This window comes from Hymenobacter lutimineralis, from assembly GCF_008271285.1.
GTDB lineage: Bacteria > Bacteroidota > Bacteroidia > Cytophagales > Hymenobacteraceae > Hymenobacter > Hymenobacter lutimineralis.
On record NZ_VTHL01000024.1, the window covers coordinates 32,380 to 48,058 of the forward strand.

Annotated in this window: 12 protein-coding genes; 2 read left to right on the forward strand and 10 right to left on the reverse strand. The window is 57.9% G+C overall.

Annotated features, from left to right (window positions below):
• Window positions 1–36 precede the first annotated feature (36 nt).
• Both FY528_RS18130 and dnaK read right to left on the reverse strand, forming a co-directional pair.
• The gene (locus tag FY528_RS18130; RefSeq protein ID WP_149072440.1) at window positions 37–1,185 is read right to left on the reverse strand and encodes an FAD-dependent monooxygenase; all 1,149 of its coding nucleotides are present in this window, start codon (window positions 1,183–1,185) and stop codon (window positions 37–39) included.
• 284 nt (window positions 1,186–1,469) lie between these two features.
• A complete protein-coding gene (gene dnaK / locus FY528_RS18135) occupies window positions 1,470–3,419 on the reverse strand; it encodes a molecular chaperone DnaK (RefSeq protein WP_149072441.1) in 1,950 nt (649 codons plus the stop codon).
• 733 nt (window positions 3,420–4,152) lie between these two features.
• On the opposite strand from dnaK, the gene FY528_RS18140 reads away from it, so the two are divergent.
• Window positions 4,153–4,479: a hypothetical protein gene (locus tag FY528_RS18140; RefSeq protein ID WP_149072442.1), complete on the forward strand. Its 327-nt coding sequence runs from the start codon at window positions 4,153–4,155 to the stop codon at window positions 4,477–4,479.
• A 443-nt stretch (window positions 4,480–4,922) separates the two neighbouring features.
• Here the strand turns inward: FY528_RS18140 and preA are convergent, their stop codons facing one another.
• The 7 genes from preA to FY528_RS18175 all read right to left on the reverse strand — a co-directional run bounded on the left by preA (window position 4,923) and on the right by FY528_RS18175 (window position 13,843).
• Window positions 4,923–6,302 (reverse strand): NAD-dependent dihydropyrimidine dehydrogenase subunit PreA, encoded by a 1,380-nt coding sequence (preA, locus tag FY528_RS18145; RefSeq protein ID WP_149072443.1) that lies wholly within the window; start codon window positions 6,300–6,302, stop codon window positions 4,923–4,925.
• A 192-nt stretch (window positions 6,303–6,494) separates the two neighbouring features.
• A complete protein-coding gene (locus FY528_RS18150) occupies window positions 6,495–7,823 on the reverse strand; it encodes an FAD-dependent oxidoreductase (protein WP_149072444.1) in 1,329 nt (442 codons plus the stop codon).
• Between the two features lie 180 nt (window positions 7,824–8,003).
• On the reverse strand, window positions 8,004–8,870 hold the full coding sequence (locus FY528_RS18155; RefSeq protein ID WP_187632186.1) for a nitrilase-related carbon-nitrogen hydrolase: 867 nt from the start codon (window positions 8,868–8,870) through the stop codon (window positions 8,004–8,006).
• A gap of 61 nt (window positions 8,871–8,931) precedes the next feature.
• Window positions 8,932–9,327 (reverse strand): four helix bundle protein, encoded by a 396-nt coding sequence (locus FY528_RS18160; protein ID WP_149072445.1) that lies wholly within the window; start codon window positions 9,325–9,327, stop codon window positions 8,932–8,934.
• 78 nt (window positions 9,328–9,405) lie between these two features.
• The gene (gene hydA / locus FY528_RS18165) at window positions 9,406–10,782 is read right to left on the reverse strand and encodes a dihydropyrimidinase (protein WP_149072446.1); all 1,377 of its coding nucleotides are present in this window, start codon (window positions 10,780–10,782) and stop codon (window positions 9,406–9,408) included.
• Between the two features lie 171 nt (window positions 10,783–10,953).
• Complete coding sequence (locus tag FY528_RS18170; RefSeq protein WP_149072447.1) at window positions 10,954–12,306, reverse strand: aminotransferase class III-fold pyridoxal phosphate-dependent enzyme; 1,353 nt, start codon at window positions 12,304–12,306, stop codon at window positions 10,954–10,956.
• A 64-nt stretch (window positions 12,307–12,370) separates the two neighbouring features.
• Window positions 12,371–13,843 carry a CoA-acylating methylmalonate-semialdehyde dehydrogenase gene (locus FY528_RS18175; protein WP_149072448.1) on the reverse strand — a complete coding sequence of 491 codons (1,473 nt, stop codon included), beginning with the start codon at window positions 13,841–13,843 and terminating at the stop codon, window positions 12,371–12,373.
• A 436-nt stretch (window positions 13,844–14,279) separates the two neighbouring features.
• Between FY528_RS18175 and FY528_RS18180 the strand changes: the two genes are divergently transcribed.
• The gene (locus FY528_RS18180; protein ID WP_187632187.1) at window positions 14,280–14,618 is read left to right on the forward strand and encodes a hypothetical protein; all 339 of its coding nucleotides are present in this window, start codon (window positions 14,280–14,282) and stop codon (window positions 14,616–14,618) included.
• 107 nt (window positions 14,619–14,725) lie between these two features.
• Here the strand turns inward: FY528_RS18180 and FY528_RS18185 are convergent, their stop codons facing one another.
• A complete protein-coding gene (locus FY528_RS18185; protein WP_149072449.1) occupies window positions 14,726–15,679 on the reverse strand; it encodes an alpha/beta hydrolase in 954 nt (317 codons plus the stop codon).

The following is a 15,679-nucleotide window of genomic DNA, read 5'->3' on the forward strand; positions in this document are numbered from 1 at the left end:
AGGGAAACTACAACCGCAAGGTAGTACGCGCCGGGCCTACTCTCCGCCTTCGTACAGAAAGGCCATTTGGCGGGTGTTGAGGCTGCTGGGCAAACTCCGCATAGCCACATTGCGCAGCTTTATCAGCAAGGGGTTACTCAGGTGCGCCGCTTTCCCCAGCTGCCACGACTGCTCCACGATGCGCGTGGTGCGGGGGCGGCGGCGCTGGTCGAACTGCTGAAAGGCGGCCGGCAGGTCAGGAGTAGCGTGCAGGCAGCGGGCCAGGGAGGCAGCATCTTCCACAGCCTGGCCCGCGCCCTGGCCCATGTTGGGCGTCGTCGCGTGGGCGGCGTCGCCAATGAGCAGCACCCGGCCAAAGTGGAAGTGCGGCAGCGGCTTCAGGTCCAGAATGTCTCCCCACACCAGCTGCTCATCGGTACTTAAAGCCAGCAGCTGCGGAATGGGGGCGTGGAAGCTCGCAAAGTGCTGTTGCAGGTCGCTCATGCGGAATGCTTTGAAGGGCGCATGATTCGCTTCCGGGCTGTTGATGCAGGCAAACCAGTACACCTGCCCATTGCCCAGCGGCACCATGCCAAAGCGCCCCGTGCGCCCCCAGGTCTCGGTTGTCTGACCCGCCGTGAGGCCCAGGGACGATGCCTGCACCACGCTGCGCCAGCAGGTGTACCCCGCGTAGCGCGGCTGACTGCCGGGCAATAGCTGCAGCCGTACCCGCGACCGGATGCCGTCGGCACCAATAAGGGCGTCGGCCGTAGTCTGGGTGCCGTCCTCAAAATAAGCCGTGACCTGCGCATCGTGCTGCTCAAACCGAGCGAGGCGCTTGCCCAAGTGTACGCAGCCAGCGGGCAGGGCCGCCAGCAGTACTTGCTGCAGCGAAGCCCGATGAATGGCGAGGTTGTCATAGCCTAGCCGATCGGTAAAGGGGCGGGTATCTACCGTGTTGAGGGGTTTCCCATTCTCCTCCAGCAGGCCGATGCCCGTGAGCGGAAAGCCCTGGGCCTGCACGGCCGCGTGGAGTCCCATTTGGGCCAGGGCCCGCATGGCGTTGGCCCCCAGCACTACGCCGGCACCCACTTCCCGTAGGGCCGACGCCGCTTCAAACACTTGCACTTGGTGTCCTGCTTGTAGCAAGGCTTGGGCTGTGGCCAAGCCTGCAATACCGCCACCGATGATGAGAAAGTTAGCCATAGAAACGCGGATATTTGGTGCGGCCCAAAGGTAGCGGCGGAATGGTTTCGGCAAAGGCTAAGCGGTGTTATGATCGTCATTCCGAGCATGCCGAGGAATCTTGCGTGCTGATGTTGCGGTGGTAATTACTACACTAGCGAGATTCCTCGGCAAGCTCGGAATGACGTCCTAGTGTCAGCACGCGAGATGCTTCGCTCCGCTCTGCATGACGTGCTGGAAAACGCCCAGACGCAAAAAGGCCCGGCAGATATTCTGCCGGGCCTTTTTTAACTCAAATCAGCCGATTACTTCTGGCCGTCTACTTCTTCGTAGTCCACGTCGGTCACGTTGTCGTGGCCGGCACCCGATTGGCCGTTGCCGCCGGGCTGCTGACCGGCACCGCCGAAGGGGTTGCCACCTTCGGCGCCGGGCTGACCTGCGGGGCCGCTCTGGGCGTACATTTCCTGCGAGGCAGCCTGCCAAGCCGCGTTGATGGCGGCCATAGCCGTATCAATCTGACCGAGGTCTTTGCTCTCGTGGGCTTTCTTGAGGTCGGCCAGGGCGTTTTCTACGGCCGTTTTGTTGCCGCCGCTCAGCTTGTCGCCGTACTCCTGCAGCTGCTTCTCGGTCTGGAAGATCATCGAGTCGGCCTGGTTGACTTTCTCGATTTTCTCGCGCTCGGCCTTGTCAGCTTCGGCGTTGGCCTGGGCTTCCTGGCGCATGCGCTCAATGTCGGCGTCCGAGAGGCCGGAAGAAGCTTCAATGCGGATTTTCTGCTCTTTGCCGGTGCCTTTATCCTTGGCCGTTACATGCAGAATGCCGTTGGCATCAATGTCGAAGGTTACTTCTATCTGCGGAACGCCGCGGGGTGCTGGCGGAATCGAGTCGAGGTGGAACTTGCCAATGGTGCGGTTCTGCGAAGCCATGGGCCGCTCGCCCTGCAGCACGTGGATTTCCACGGAAGGCTGGTTGTCGGAAGCCGTCGAGAAGGTCTCAGACTTCTTGGTCGGAATGGTCGTGTTCGACTCGATGAGCTTGGTCATCACGCCGCCCATCGTCTCGATACCCAGCGAAAGCGGCGTTACGTCGAGCAGGAGCACGTCTTTCACCTCACCGGTCAGTACACCGCCCTGGATGGCAGCGCCCACGGCTACTACTTCGTCGGGGTTAACACCTTTTGAAGGCTTCTTGCCGAAGAATTTCTCTACCTCTTCCTGGATGCGCGGAATGCGGGTCGAGCCACCTACCAGAATCACATCGTTGATGTCGGAAGTGCTCAGACCAGCGTCCTGCAGGGCTTTCTTCACCGGCTCCATCGAGCGACGAATCAGCGAGTCGGCCAGTTGCTCGAACTTCGAGCGGCTCAGCTTCACCACCAGGTGCTTGGGGCCCGAGGCCGTAGCGGTGATGTAAGGAAGGTTGATTTCGGTTTCCGTCGAAGAAGACAGCTCTACTTTGGCTTTCTCCGCAGCTTCCTTCAGGCGCTGCAGGGCCATAGCATCCTTGCGCAGGTCGAGGCCTTCGTTTTCAGAAGAGAAAGTTTCCGCAAGGAAGTTGATGATAACCTGGTCGAAGTCGTCGCCGCCGAGGTGGGTGTCACCGTTGGTGCTCAGTACTTCGAATACGCCGTTGTCCAGCTCCAGAATCGAAATATCGAACGTACCACCGCCGAGGTCATACACGGCTACTTTGTGGTTCGAGTGGTCTTTGTCGAGGCCGTAAGCCAGAGCGGCGGCCGTAGGCTCGTTGATAATGCGCTTCACATCGAGGCCGGCAATAGCACCGGCTTCTTTGGTGGCCTGGCGCTGGGCGTCGTTGAAGTAGGCGGGCACCGTAATCACGGCTTCCGTTACGGGCTGGCCGAGGTAATCTTCGGCGGTCTGCTTCATTTTCTGCAGAACCATAGCCGAAATTTCCTGGGGCGTGTACTGCCGGTCGCCGATTTTCACGCCAACCGTGTTGTTGGAGCCGCTGCCCAGGGCGTAGGCCACGTGCTTGGCTTCTTCGGAAACCTCCGAGAAGTTGCGGCCCATAAAACGCTTGATCGACTGAATGGTGTTATGCGGGTTGGTAATGGCCTGACGCTTAGCCGGGTCACCTACTTTACGCTCGCCTTTACCGTTGTCGAGGAAGGCTACAATCGACGGAGTCGTGCGGCGGCCTTCGCTGTTTGGAATCACCACCGGCTCGTTGCCTTCCATTACGGCCACGCAGGAGTTGGTGGTGCCGAGGTCAATACCAATTATTTTTCCCATTGTTCAGGAGTATCGTTAGGGTGTTGAGGTGTCAGGTTCAGGAGCGCCGAAGCACTCACGCCGGGGGAATTACAAGACGCGTACCAGCCCGGTTGAAGCGGGTTTTCCGTGACAGATTGTCATTTCTGCATGTTTGTTGGCTCGAAAACCCGACGGTCTGACTTCTACGGGTGCAAGCGGCTTTGGATACTCTGCCAGGCGGGCATAAGTGGGCGTTGCGTAGAAGCCCGCGCCGTCGCTTGGCTATGCTGAGTGACGGCTACGCTTGAGCGGCTGTGCCGCGAATCCGGCCGCGCCGTTGTTAAAAATGGTTCGAATGGCGCAGAACGCCCCGGCACAGCCGAGCGACGACGGAAGTGGGATTAAACCGCGACCCGGTCGTTTGTCGGAAAAATTTGGCGTCTGAAGTAGGGAGTAGCATAATCCCACCTAATTTGGGCTAGATTACGCTACTTCATAGCGTACTATGGATGGATTGCCGCTACTTGCAGAGCTGAGGAGTAGCGGCAACCTGAATGTTAGCAGCAATTTGGACACTCACCCTATTTTTAAGCCTTAATGAAAAGAAAAACATTTATATCTGTCATGCTAATCCTTGGAGTCTATTACTCAGTAACATTCACTTCCGAGGCAAAAAAAATATAAAATACTAAACGAAATAATAAAAGACGATAGCCTTTACTTCTTAAAAGTTTATAAACAAACCAACAGGATTGCCATTTTTGAAAATAATATGAAGGAGTTTAGTTTGTTTGACAAACTCTATGTTTTTACCCAAAAAATACTACAGTCACAAAATATAAAAGAAGATAAAATTGAATACTATGCACATAATCCAGATACAAAACATTCTACAGAAATAGTTGACAGTTGTGACAGAAAACTTGATTTTGTATATAAGATTTCACTCCCCATTGTTTCATCAGACAACAAAACAGCAATAATAAATATCAATGAAGATTGCAACTGCGGATTGGGTGGATATTGGGGAACATTTGTATTTCGAAAAGAGAATGGCAAATGGAAATTAGTGCAAACATATAACTATATAATTAGCTAAAATGCTGCCAGCAAGAGTATTTGCAAAAGTAGGGCTGGACATTGTAACATCAATTATGTCCAAGCATCAACATCGGTTCGGGCTCGACGTTCAACTTTAGTTCATAACTTCAACAACATATTTTCAAATGAGCATTTGTATCGGGCTGGACAATCAATGAATTTCCAGCCTTCGCAAATACCTGCTCGTTACTTAAATGATAGTATAAGTAATTCGGCGGTGGTATAAAGACAGGTGATGCACACAAAAACGAGTGTTTGCAAAAGCCGCTTCTCAAAGGGCCTAAAGCAACTAATGCCACTGTCCAGAAAACCCTAATCACCTCCATTTATACCACCGCCAGTAATTCTTGAAACTGGAATTGATCAAATGCCAAACGCACCCGAATCCAGCTGGATTCGGGTGCGTTGTGCTAAGTGCAGTTGGAATTCGGTGCGTTTCAGTTATTCCGTCACCACTACTTCCTGATACTGCCGCGCCTTACCCGGCAGCGTCTTGTGCTTCTCCTTGCCCAGGGCGGCGGCGGGCTCGGGTACCCAGTGATGCAGGCCGCCAGCACGCTCATCGTTGAAGGTGACGGGAATATCGTCGGCGGCGGTGCGCTCTTTCCAGGTTTGGTGCTGAGTGCCGTCGTCGCGGCGCTCCATGGTGATGCACTGCTCCACGGGGCACACCAGGGAGCAGAGGTTGCAGCCCACGCAGTTCTCGTCGATGATTTCGGGGATGCGCGTGCCCGCGTTGAGCTTGATGGCCTGGTGGGCGCCGTCCTCGCAGGCCGTGTAGCACAGCTGGCAGCCGATGCACTTATCGGGGTTGATGTGGGCGGTGACTTTGTACTTGAGGTTGAGGTCTTCCCAGTGCTTCACGTTGGGCAGGGCCCGGCCCACCATGTCGTCAATGGTGTGGAATCCTTTTTCGCGCATGTACTGCTCCAGCCCGCTGGTCATTTCCCGGATGATGCCGAAGCCGTAGTGCATGGCCGCCGTGCACACCTGCACCGAGGAAGCCCCCAGCAGGATGTGCTCCACGGCGTCGCGCCAGGTTTCGATGCCACCGATGCCGGAAATGGGCAGGCGCACGTCGGGGTGCTGGGCGCAGTTTTTCACCATGTTCAGGGCAATGGGTTTCACGGCCGGCCCGCAGTAGCCGCCGTTGCTGCCCTTGCCATCCACAATCGGGTAGGGGGCAAACAAGTCCAGGTCCACGCCCACAATGCTCTGGATGGTGTTGATCAGCGAAATGGCGTTGGCGCCCCCGCGTCGCGCGGCCATAGCGGGCTCAGTAATGTCACTGATATTGGGCGTGAGCTTCACGATAACCGGGATGCGCGCTACTTCCATTACCCACTCCACAATAGTCTGCAGCACTTCGGGCTCCTGGCCAACGGCCGAGCCCATACCCCGCTCGCACATGCCGTGGGGGCAGCCGAAGTTCAGCTCGATGCCGTCGGAACCCGCGTTTTCGGCGTCGCGCACGATGTCGTGCCACTCTTGGCGGCTTTGCACCATGAGGGAGGCTATAACGGCGTGGTGCGGGAAACGCTTCTTCACTTCCTCAATCTCACGCAGGTTATCGGCTAGGGGGCGGTCCGAAATCAGCTCGATGTTGTTGAAGCCCATCATGCGCTTGTCGCGGTAGTCCACGCTGCCGTAGCGGCTCGACACGTTCACCACGGGCACGCCCAGGGTTTTCCACACGGCCCCGCCCCAGCCGGCGTCAAAGGCTTTCATCACCTGATACCCCGAGTTGGTGGGCGGCGCCGAAGCCAGCCAGAATGGATTGGGCGACTTGATACCGGCAAAATTGATGGAGAGGTCAGGCATAATGGGGAGGCTAGAAGGAGAGAAGCTAGAAGAAGCTAGTTCCCCTCCTTATTTGAAGGAGGGGTGCCCGGAGGGCGGGGTGGTTGAGCTAGAATTAGAAAGCTAGAGCCATTATTCGTGCAGGCGGTTTTACCACCCCGGCCTTCGGCCACCCCTCCTTCAAATAAGGAGGGGAGTATTCTAGTTCTAGCCTTAGCTTTTAGTAAGGAATTGGTGAATGCCGTGAGCGGCAGCTTTGGCTTCGGCGGCGGCATTTACTACCTCCGCGCCGCCGTTAGCCGCGTCGCCCGAGGCGAAGTAGCGCGGGTTGGTCGTTTGGCCGGTGTTGGGATTGAAGACGATGCAGCCTCTGCCATCGACCTGCAGCTCGGGAATGAGGCCGAGGAAGCTGGTTTGCTTGGCCTGGCCGGTGGCTTTTATCACCATGTCGCAGGGCTCCACGAACTCCGAGCCCGGTACGATCTGCACCTGCCCGTTCAGGGTGGCGGTGCGCACGAACTTCACGCCTTCCACCTTGCCGTTGCCCAGGATTTCCAGGGGAGCCACGTTGAACAAGCCTTGCACACCTACGCCTTTAGCCAGGTCATACTCGAACTCGTAGGCGCCCATTTCCTCCTTGCCGCGGCGGTAGGCCAGCACCACTCGTTCCGCGCCCAGCCGCGCCGATTCGGAAGCGGCATCCATGGCGGTGTTGCCGCCGCCCAGCACAATCACCTTGCGGCCCACGGCGGTTTGCTCTTGCCGGATGCGCAACTGCTCGATGAATTCCACCGCGCCCACGCAGTTTTCCCGGTTCTCGCCCGGCAAGCCCAGCGCCGACGTGTGCCCCAGCCCGATGCCCAGGAAGATGGCCGAGTACTCCTTTTCCAGCTTTTCCAGATCGGGGCGGGTGCTGATGGCGTAGTTATAATGTACCCGAAAGCCGAACTGGGCTTCCAGGTAGGCCATTTCGGCCAGCGTTTCCTCGTTGGTGATTTTGTAGGGCGCCACGCCGTAGAGCGTCAGGCCCGAAGGCTTACTTTTTGCCTCGAATACGTCTACCTCGTGGCCCAGCTTGCGCAGCTCGCAGGCGCAGGAAATGCCCGCTGGCCCGGCTCCAATCACGGCTACGCGAAACCCGGTAGGCGTGCCCGGCTGAAACAAGTGCTTGCCCTGGTCCATCACCTTGCGCGTAGCATGGCTTTGCAGCCGCCCAATTTCGATAGGTTTGGCTCCGGTGGCCGTGTACACGCACGAACCCTCGCAGAGCACCTCGGTGGGGCACACCTTGCCGCAGGCATTGCCGAAGTAGTTGGCCTCGTAAATGGTGCGGGCCGCGCCGGTAGCATTACCGGAGTTGATCTGCCGAATAAACAGCGGAATATCAATGCCGGAAGGACAGGCCTTGATGCAGGGCGCATCAAAGCAAAACAGACAGCGGGAGCTTTCTAGCAGCGCCTCCGAGTTGCTCATCAGCGGCCTAAGCTGAGCAAAGTTTTCAGCGAATTCCTGCTCGGTAGTGGGGGGAGTGTATTCGGCCATTTGGGGAGTTTCGGGTTAGGAGTTTGGAGTTTCGGGTTAGGCTGTGTGGACAATAGAGCTGTTAGCTGCTCTGTCTGGTTTTTTTGCTGGCCGTCCGCACAGCCTGGAAGAAGGCAGGAATTTTGGGCGTAAAACAGGCAGGGAGCCAACTCGGAACCCAAAACTCCAAACCCGAAACCCTTACAGCTCCACCAGTTTCTCGTAGGTTTCGGGGCGCCGGTCGCGGAAAAACTGCCAGGTGGCGCGCACTTCGTCTATCATGTCGAGGTCAAACTCGCTTACCAGCAGCTCATCCTTGTATTCGTCGGCTTGGGCAATGATCTGGCCGCGCGGATCCACGAAGTAGGAGGTGCCATAGAAGCGGCCCAGGTTCCAGGGTTTCTCCTCACCTACGCGGTTGATGCAGCCCATGAAGTAGCCATTGGCCGCGGCGTGCGCCGGCTGCTCCAGCTTCCAGAGGTATTGGGAGAGGCCCGCTACCGTGGCCGAGGGGTTATACACGATTTCCGCCCCATTGAGCCCCAGCACGCGGGCGCCATCGGGGAAGTGCCGGTCGTAGCAGATGTACACGCCCACCTTGGCATACTTGGTCTGAAATACCGGATAGCCCAGGTTGCCGGGTTTGAAGAAGAACTTCTCCCAGAAGCCCGAAGTATGCGGGATGTGGTTTTTGCGGTACTTGCCCAGGTAGGTACCGTCGGCGTCGATGACGGCAGCCGTGTTGTAGAGGAAACCGGCCGATTCCCGCTCGTACACCGGTACAATGATGACCATGTTGTACTTCTTGGCGTACTCGGCCATGCGCTCCGTGGTGGGCCCGGGCACCGACTCGGCGGAGGCGTACCAGGCTTTGTCCTGACCGGGACAGAAGTAGGGCGTGTTGAAAATTTCCTGCAAACAGAGAATCTGCACGCCCTGGCGGCCGGCTTCCTCAAGCAGCGGAATGTGCTTCTGCACCATGGCTTCCTTGATTTCCTCGATGCTGCCTTCGCCTTCCGTCATCGGCAGGCTCATCTGAATCAGGCCGGATTTAACAATTCTGGGCATATACTTTGGGTTTCGGGTTTAGAGTTTTGGGTTTCGAGTTGTTGCCATTAATAAGGTGTCATCAAGCGGGTTTGTATCGTTCACCCCTAACTGTGGTGGCATTGAGGTATTTTTGTAATCCCTTGATAAGGCGTGATATTTCATCAGTTTGGGCCGTGAGCATCTCAAATTCAGCGTGGGTCAAGTACTGTTGGTCAAAGGCTCGGTATAGCTGAGAACGAACCTCACCGGCCGAGCCCTTAGCAATGCCCAGAAACTGCAGAAATTCACCCCGGCCGCCCCGATCGAAGCCCTCCGCAATATTGTCCATCACTGAACCTGCTGCCCGGCGCAGTTGGTCGCGCAGGGCAAAATCCCGCGCCAGCTCACCTTTTTTGGATATCCCATAAATGGCTTTTGCCATTTCCCGAGCTTTCCGCCAAGCTTCCAGCTCCTCGAAACATTGGATGGTAGCCATAATTCTTTCAGTTTTGAGTTTCGGGTTTAAAGTTTTGGGTTTGAAGTCCGATTCAACTCGAAACGCTAAACCCGAAACTCAAAACTGAACCCGCCCGCGACGAATGAAGCGGCCGTATCCTTTAGAAACCCTTGTTTCGCCTGCATCTACGGCTACCTGGCCGCGTAGCAACACCGTGTCGATTTTGCCCGTCAGCTCCCAGCCTTCGTAGCCGGAGTAGTCGCAGTTCATGTGGTGGGTTTCGGCCGTGATGGTGTGCTTTTTTCGGGGGTCGATGAGGATAAGGTCAGCGTCGGCGCCGATGCTGATGGTGCCTTTGCGCGGAAACATGCCGAAGATTTTGGCCGCGTTGGTGCTCGTCACTTCTACAAACTTCTGCGGGCTGATGCGGCCCTTCATCACGCCTTCCGAAAACAGCAGCTCCATGCGGTGCTCAATGGCCGGGTGCCCGTTCGGAATCTTTGAAAAGTCGTCGGCGCCCATTTTCTTCTGCTCCAGCATGAAGGGGCAGTGGTCGGTGCCCACCACCTGCACCAGGCCCTGGTTGATGCCGGCCCAGAGCGTGGCCTGGTCCTTTTTCTCCCGCAGCGGCGGCGACATCACCCACTTGGCGCCCTCAAAATCGTCGCCGTACAAGGAGGCGTCCAGCAGCAGGTATTGGATGCAGGTTTCCACGAACACCCGCTGGTTGCGCTCCGTAGCCCGGCGCACCTGATTAAGCGCACCCTCGCAGGTAAGGTGCACGATGTAGGCATTCACTCCGGTGTAGTTGGCAATGTCGGCGAATCGTCCTGACGCTTCGGCTTCGGTTACTTCGGGCTGGGAGAGGTAGTGGTAGCGGGGCGTGAGCTTGCCCGCGGCGCGGTGCTGGGCAATGAGCGTGTCAATCATGTCGCCGTTGGTGGCGTGGGCTGTCACGAGGCCGCCGTGCTTCTTCACCTCCTGCATCAGCCCCACCATCTGCGCGTCGTCAATCATGAGCGCACCCTTGTAGGCCATGAAGGTTTTGAAAGAGGTAATACCCTCGGCCACCATGTCCTTAATTTCTTCCCTGGTGCTGGGGTTGAAGTCCGTTACGGCCATGTGGAAGGAGTAGTCGCCTACGGCGGTGCCGGTAGCGCGGCCCTGCCACTCCGTTAGCGCCTCGCGCAGGCTATGGCCCTGCTTCTGCAGCACGAAGTCAATAACCGTGGTGGTGCCGCCGTGCAGGGCAGCGCGGGTGCCGGTTTCGTGGGTATCGGAGCTGAACGTGCCCATGAACGGCATATCCAGGTGCACGTGCGGGTCGATGCCGCCGGGCATCACCAGCTTCCCGGTGGCATCGATTATCTCGTCGGCCTGCACGGGCAGGTTTTTGCCGATGGCCACAATGGTTTCGCCCTCCACCAGAATGTCGCACACACTGTCGGAGTCGGCGGTTATCACGCGACCATTCCGAATAAGCAAAGACGCCATGCCGTAGAAGAAAAGGGGGAGTGGTTTAAAAGGAAAATGTACCGCTTCGGCTTCGGAAAAGCAAATAAGCCGCGCTAGGCTTTTGTAGAAAAAGCCTTAAAGGACAACGCAATAGAAAGTAGGCGCTACGCCGGAAGCGGGTTCGGCACGCAGCAGGCCATAGTGCCCGGATTACTGCGCGTACTCGTCGGCCACGGCAATGGCCTGGGAGATGATGTCCAAGCCTTCATCGAGCTCCTCCTTGGTTATGCTCAGCGGAGGCGCAATGAAAATGTAGTTCCAGCGCACGAAGGTGTACATGCCCAGCTCCTTGATTTTGGCCGCCACCTTGTTCATGATTTCCATTTGCTGCGGGGCCGCATTCCAGGGTGCCATGGGTTCTTTGGTCTGGCGGTTTTTCACCAGCTCAATGCAGCCAAACAGGCCCGTGTTGCGCCAGTCGCCGATGCTGGGGTGCCGGCCCATCAGGTCGCACATGCGCGCGTCGAGGTGCTTGCCCAGCGTGACGGTATTTTCAAGCAGGTGGTCCTGCTCGTAGATGTCCAGTACGGCCACGGCAGCGGCGCAGGAAACGGGGTGGGCCGAGTAAGTGAGGCCCAGGGGCAGGGGCTTGTCGTCGAAGGATTTGGCTATGGCCTCGTCCACCATTACTGCGCCCAGGGGCAGGTAACCGGCCGTGATACCCTTGGCCATGCACATCAAATCCACTTTCACGCCGTGGTGGTCGGAGCCAAACCACTTGCCCGTGCGCCCGAAGCCGCTCATTACCTCATCGGCCACCAGCAGAATGCCGTACTTGTCGCAGATGGCGCGCACCCGCTGCCAGTAGGTGGGCGGGTACTTGATGCAGCCCGAAGTGCCCGACTCGCCTTCCAGAATGATGGCGGCCACGCTACCCGGGTTTTCATACTGAATGATGCGCTCCATAGCGGCGGCGGCCCGCTCGGCGCACTCTTCTGGGGTGCTGCTGTACCAGGGGCAGCGGTAGAAATACGGGTTTTCGACGTGTACCACGCCCGGCATAGCCTGGGAGTCGACGGCAAATTTGCGCGGGTCGCCGCCAGCGCTGATGGCCCCGTATGAAGCCCCGTGAAACGACTGGTAGAGCGTGACAATCTTGTGGCGCCCGGTGTACACGCGGGCCAGCTTAATGGCGTTTTCAATGGCCTCGGCCCCACCCAGGGTGAAGAAAGCCTTGGTCAGGTTAGCCGGCGTAATTTCCGCCAACTTCCGGCCCAGGTCACCGCGGGCTTTGGTAATCATGCCGGGATACACGTAGCTCAGCTCCCGCATCTGGGCTGCTACGGCTTCGGTCACGCGCTGGTCGCCGTGCCCGATGTTCACGTTCATCAGCTGGGAGGAAAAGTCGATGTAGCGTTTGCCGTCCCGGTCCCACAGATACACCCCTTCGGCCCGCTCGGCGCTGATGGGGCTCAGGCCCGCCTGCTTCGACCAGGAAAAGAGCGTGTGGTCGAGGTTGTCCTGCAGAATTTGGTGCTTATCGGTGTCGAAGGTGGTTTCCATAGGGGGACTATTTTGATTGGGGCATCATGCCTGGGTAGTGTTCCGCAGGAAGGTCTATTGCTTGCTAGCTCATCCAGTTCACCCGCGACTCAGGGTTCCACTTGGTGGTGGTTTTCTTGAGCTGGGTCCAGAACTCGATGGAGCTTTTGCCCGTGATGTCGCAGGCCCCGAATTTCGACTCGTTCCAGCCACCGAAGGAGAACGGCTCCCGCGGCACCGGCACCCCGATGTTCACGCCAATCATGCCCGCGTTGGCATGGTCCATCACGTAGCGGGCCGAGCTGCCGCTGCTGGTAAACACGGCGGCGGCGTTGCCGTAGGGGTTAGCGTTTTCAATGGCCAGGGCCTCGTCCAGGGTGTTAGTGCGCATGATGGCCAGCACTGGCCCGAATACTTCTTCCTGGGCAATGCGCATATCGGGCGTCACGTAATCTACCACCGTGGCGCCCACGTAGTAACCGTCTTCGTGGCCTTCCACGCGGGCATTGCGGCCGTCGAGCAGGACTTTGGCGCCCGCGGCTTCGGCTTCGGTAATGTGCTGCTCGATGCGCGCTTTGGCTTCCTTGCTAATGACGGAGCCCAAGTTCTGGCCGGGTACAATCTTGCGAGCTTCCTCCACAATCTTGGCGACGATGTCGTCTACCGCGCCCACGCCCACCATGGTAGAGCCCGCCATGCAGCGCTGCCCCGCACAGCCCGACATGGACGCGGCCACGTTGGAGGCCGTCATATCGGGGTGGGCGTCGGGCAGTACCATCAGATGGTTTTTGGCCCCGCCCAGCGCCACGCAGCGCTTTAAATTCGAAGTAGCGCGGATATATACCACCTTGGCAATCTTGGTAGACCCAACAAACGACACGGCCTGGATAGCGGGATGGTCGCAGATGGCCTCCACAATTTCCCGGTCGCCGTGCACGATGTTGAGTACGCCGTCGGGCAGGCCGGCTTCCTTGAGCAGCTCGGCAATCTTGCCCGCACTCAGCGGCACCACTTCCGAGGGCTTTAGAACCATGGTGTTGCCCAGCACCAGCGCGTTCGGGATAGTCCAGTGGGGCACCATGTTGGGGAAGTTGAACGGGGCAATGCTGGCTACCACGCCCAGGGGCTTGCGCTCCACGCGGGCTTCCACGCCCTTGCTTACTTCCAGAAACTCGCCCTGAATGAGCTGGGGCATGGAGCAGGCAAACTCAGTCAGCTCAATGGCCTTTTCTACCTCAGCACGGGCCTCGTCGTAGGTTTTGCCATTCTCTTCCCGCACCAAGTCGGCCAGAGCCTTCATGTCGCGCTCTAATAGCGTCTTGTAGCGGTAGAAAATCTGCACCCGCTCTTTAATGGGCGTCGCCGACCACGCTGGGTAAGCCGCCTGGGCGGCCTGCACGGCAGCGTCAAGAGCAGCAGGGCCGCTTAAGGGTACGGTAGAGATGACAGCTCCCGTAAGCGGGCTGTACACATCCAAGGATACCGGCGTTGTGTTCTCCACAAAACGGCCGCCTACATAGTTGCGGATAGCTGGGTATTTTACAGTTTCTACTTCCATATGCCGGTGCTAGTATGTTTCCGCAAGTAATGGGTTTTTACAAAACCTCCTACTGCTGTCAAAATTTAATTTTCTACCCTACAGCTGTTGGGGTTGCTGTAAGCCACGGAAATAGATCATAGCAGTTGCCTGCGTCCGAGCTGTGGCAGTAAGATGTGGTCTGTATTTGGTGCTGTTTTTGGGCTGACGTGTCAATGCTGACGCCAAAGCTGGGGTTGTATAAAATGCTATTTAGCTAATGCTAGGAGCTGGCGAGTTCATTACTGCTCAATCTAAGAAATTGAGTACAAGGTTGCGGTTGGTCGAGGTCTAGCTCTGAAGCTCATCAATATAACAAAATATAGAATATTTATAACCAATAAGTTATTCCTGTACGTACCATAGTCAGGCACCGTGACCGGTCGCAAACCATGTTGTACCAGCCTTACTGATGCATATGAAAAGCAAGAATGAGCACCTCGAAAAAAAGCAAAGTGACTTTGGTGGCCAAGTAGGCGGCGTAAGCGGGCAGCAGCCCGGGCCGTATGAAGGACCCGTGCCAGGCGGGGCCGATAACACGCGCGGCGAAAACGTGCCCAGCCGGGAGGGCCACAGCGGCGGGGCAAAAAAAGGCAAGTTAGACCCTAACCCCAAGAGCCCGCAAGGCTCCCACGCCGCTCCCTCAGATGAGCGCGGGGCTGATAGCTCAGACAAGGAGTTTCGCAACAACCAGCCCAACGACAGCACCTCCCAAGGTTCCGGAAGCGTAGATGGGGCCAACAAAAAGCGGAAGTAGTCCTAAGCGCCAAGAACTTTTTGCGCTTTCCCAATTCCTTAAATTCACCGGCCCGGCCCCTGCCCTCAATCTAGGCGGAGGCCGGGCCGTTGTTGCGAAGAAACAGGCTACTGGCTCAAGTCAGCCGTCAGGAAGGTTTGAATGCGTTGCTGCCACAGCGCGGGATGCTTCACCCAGTAGGGCTCGTGGCCGGAACCGGCAAAGTCCTGACGCTGCTTGGGGCCGCGCAGATGCTGGAAAATAGCATCGGTTTCGGCCCGCGTGACGCGTGGGTCGGCTTCGCCCCACATCAATAGGGTAGGCGTGCTGATGCGCGTAGCAAACTGGGTAGCATCCAGATCAAACGCCCAGAAACCATTCTGCACGCCGCCCCAGAACACCAGCAGGTTGGCTAAGGGGAAGGCCGGGACGCGCAGGGCCGTAAATCGGTTGCGGGCCGTCTGCAGCATGCTGCCGTAGGGGCATTCTACAATGTTGGCTGTCGGTTGCACGCCTAGCTCACTTTCGGCCCGCAAGATGGCCTCGGCACCCATGCTCACGCCGTAGAGCACAATGCGCTGGCCCGGTTGCTGACGCTGCAGCCACTGGAACACGGCACGCACGTCCTCGGCCTCACGGTAGCCCACGGTGCACCGGTTACCCTCGGAGCCACCATTGCCGGCAAAGTCGGTAAGCAAAATGGAGTAGCCAAGCTGGCGGAAATAGGCGGCTTCCGTGAGCTGCGCCGATTTGTTGCTGGTATAGCCGTGAAACAACGCCACCGTGCCGCGCGCTCCGGGCACCGGCGCGTACCAGGCTTCGAGGCGGCCATTGGGGCCCGGCAGGAGCACCGTTTGGTAAGGAAATGTCGGAGTAGCGTAGTTGACGGGTTTGGGGTTAGCCACGCCGGTCAGCAGTACGGCCAGCTTGCGCCAACCCATTAGCCGCTCGGGGTGACCGGTGCGGGGCCCCGTTTCTGTGGAGAAGTGAGTAAAGCGCCACGCGTGGAAAAAGGCCACGGCGTTCAGGCCAAGCAAGGCCAGTACCCCCGCCAGCAGCCCGATTTTTGTGCGCCGCCGCAT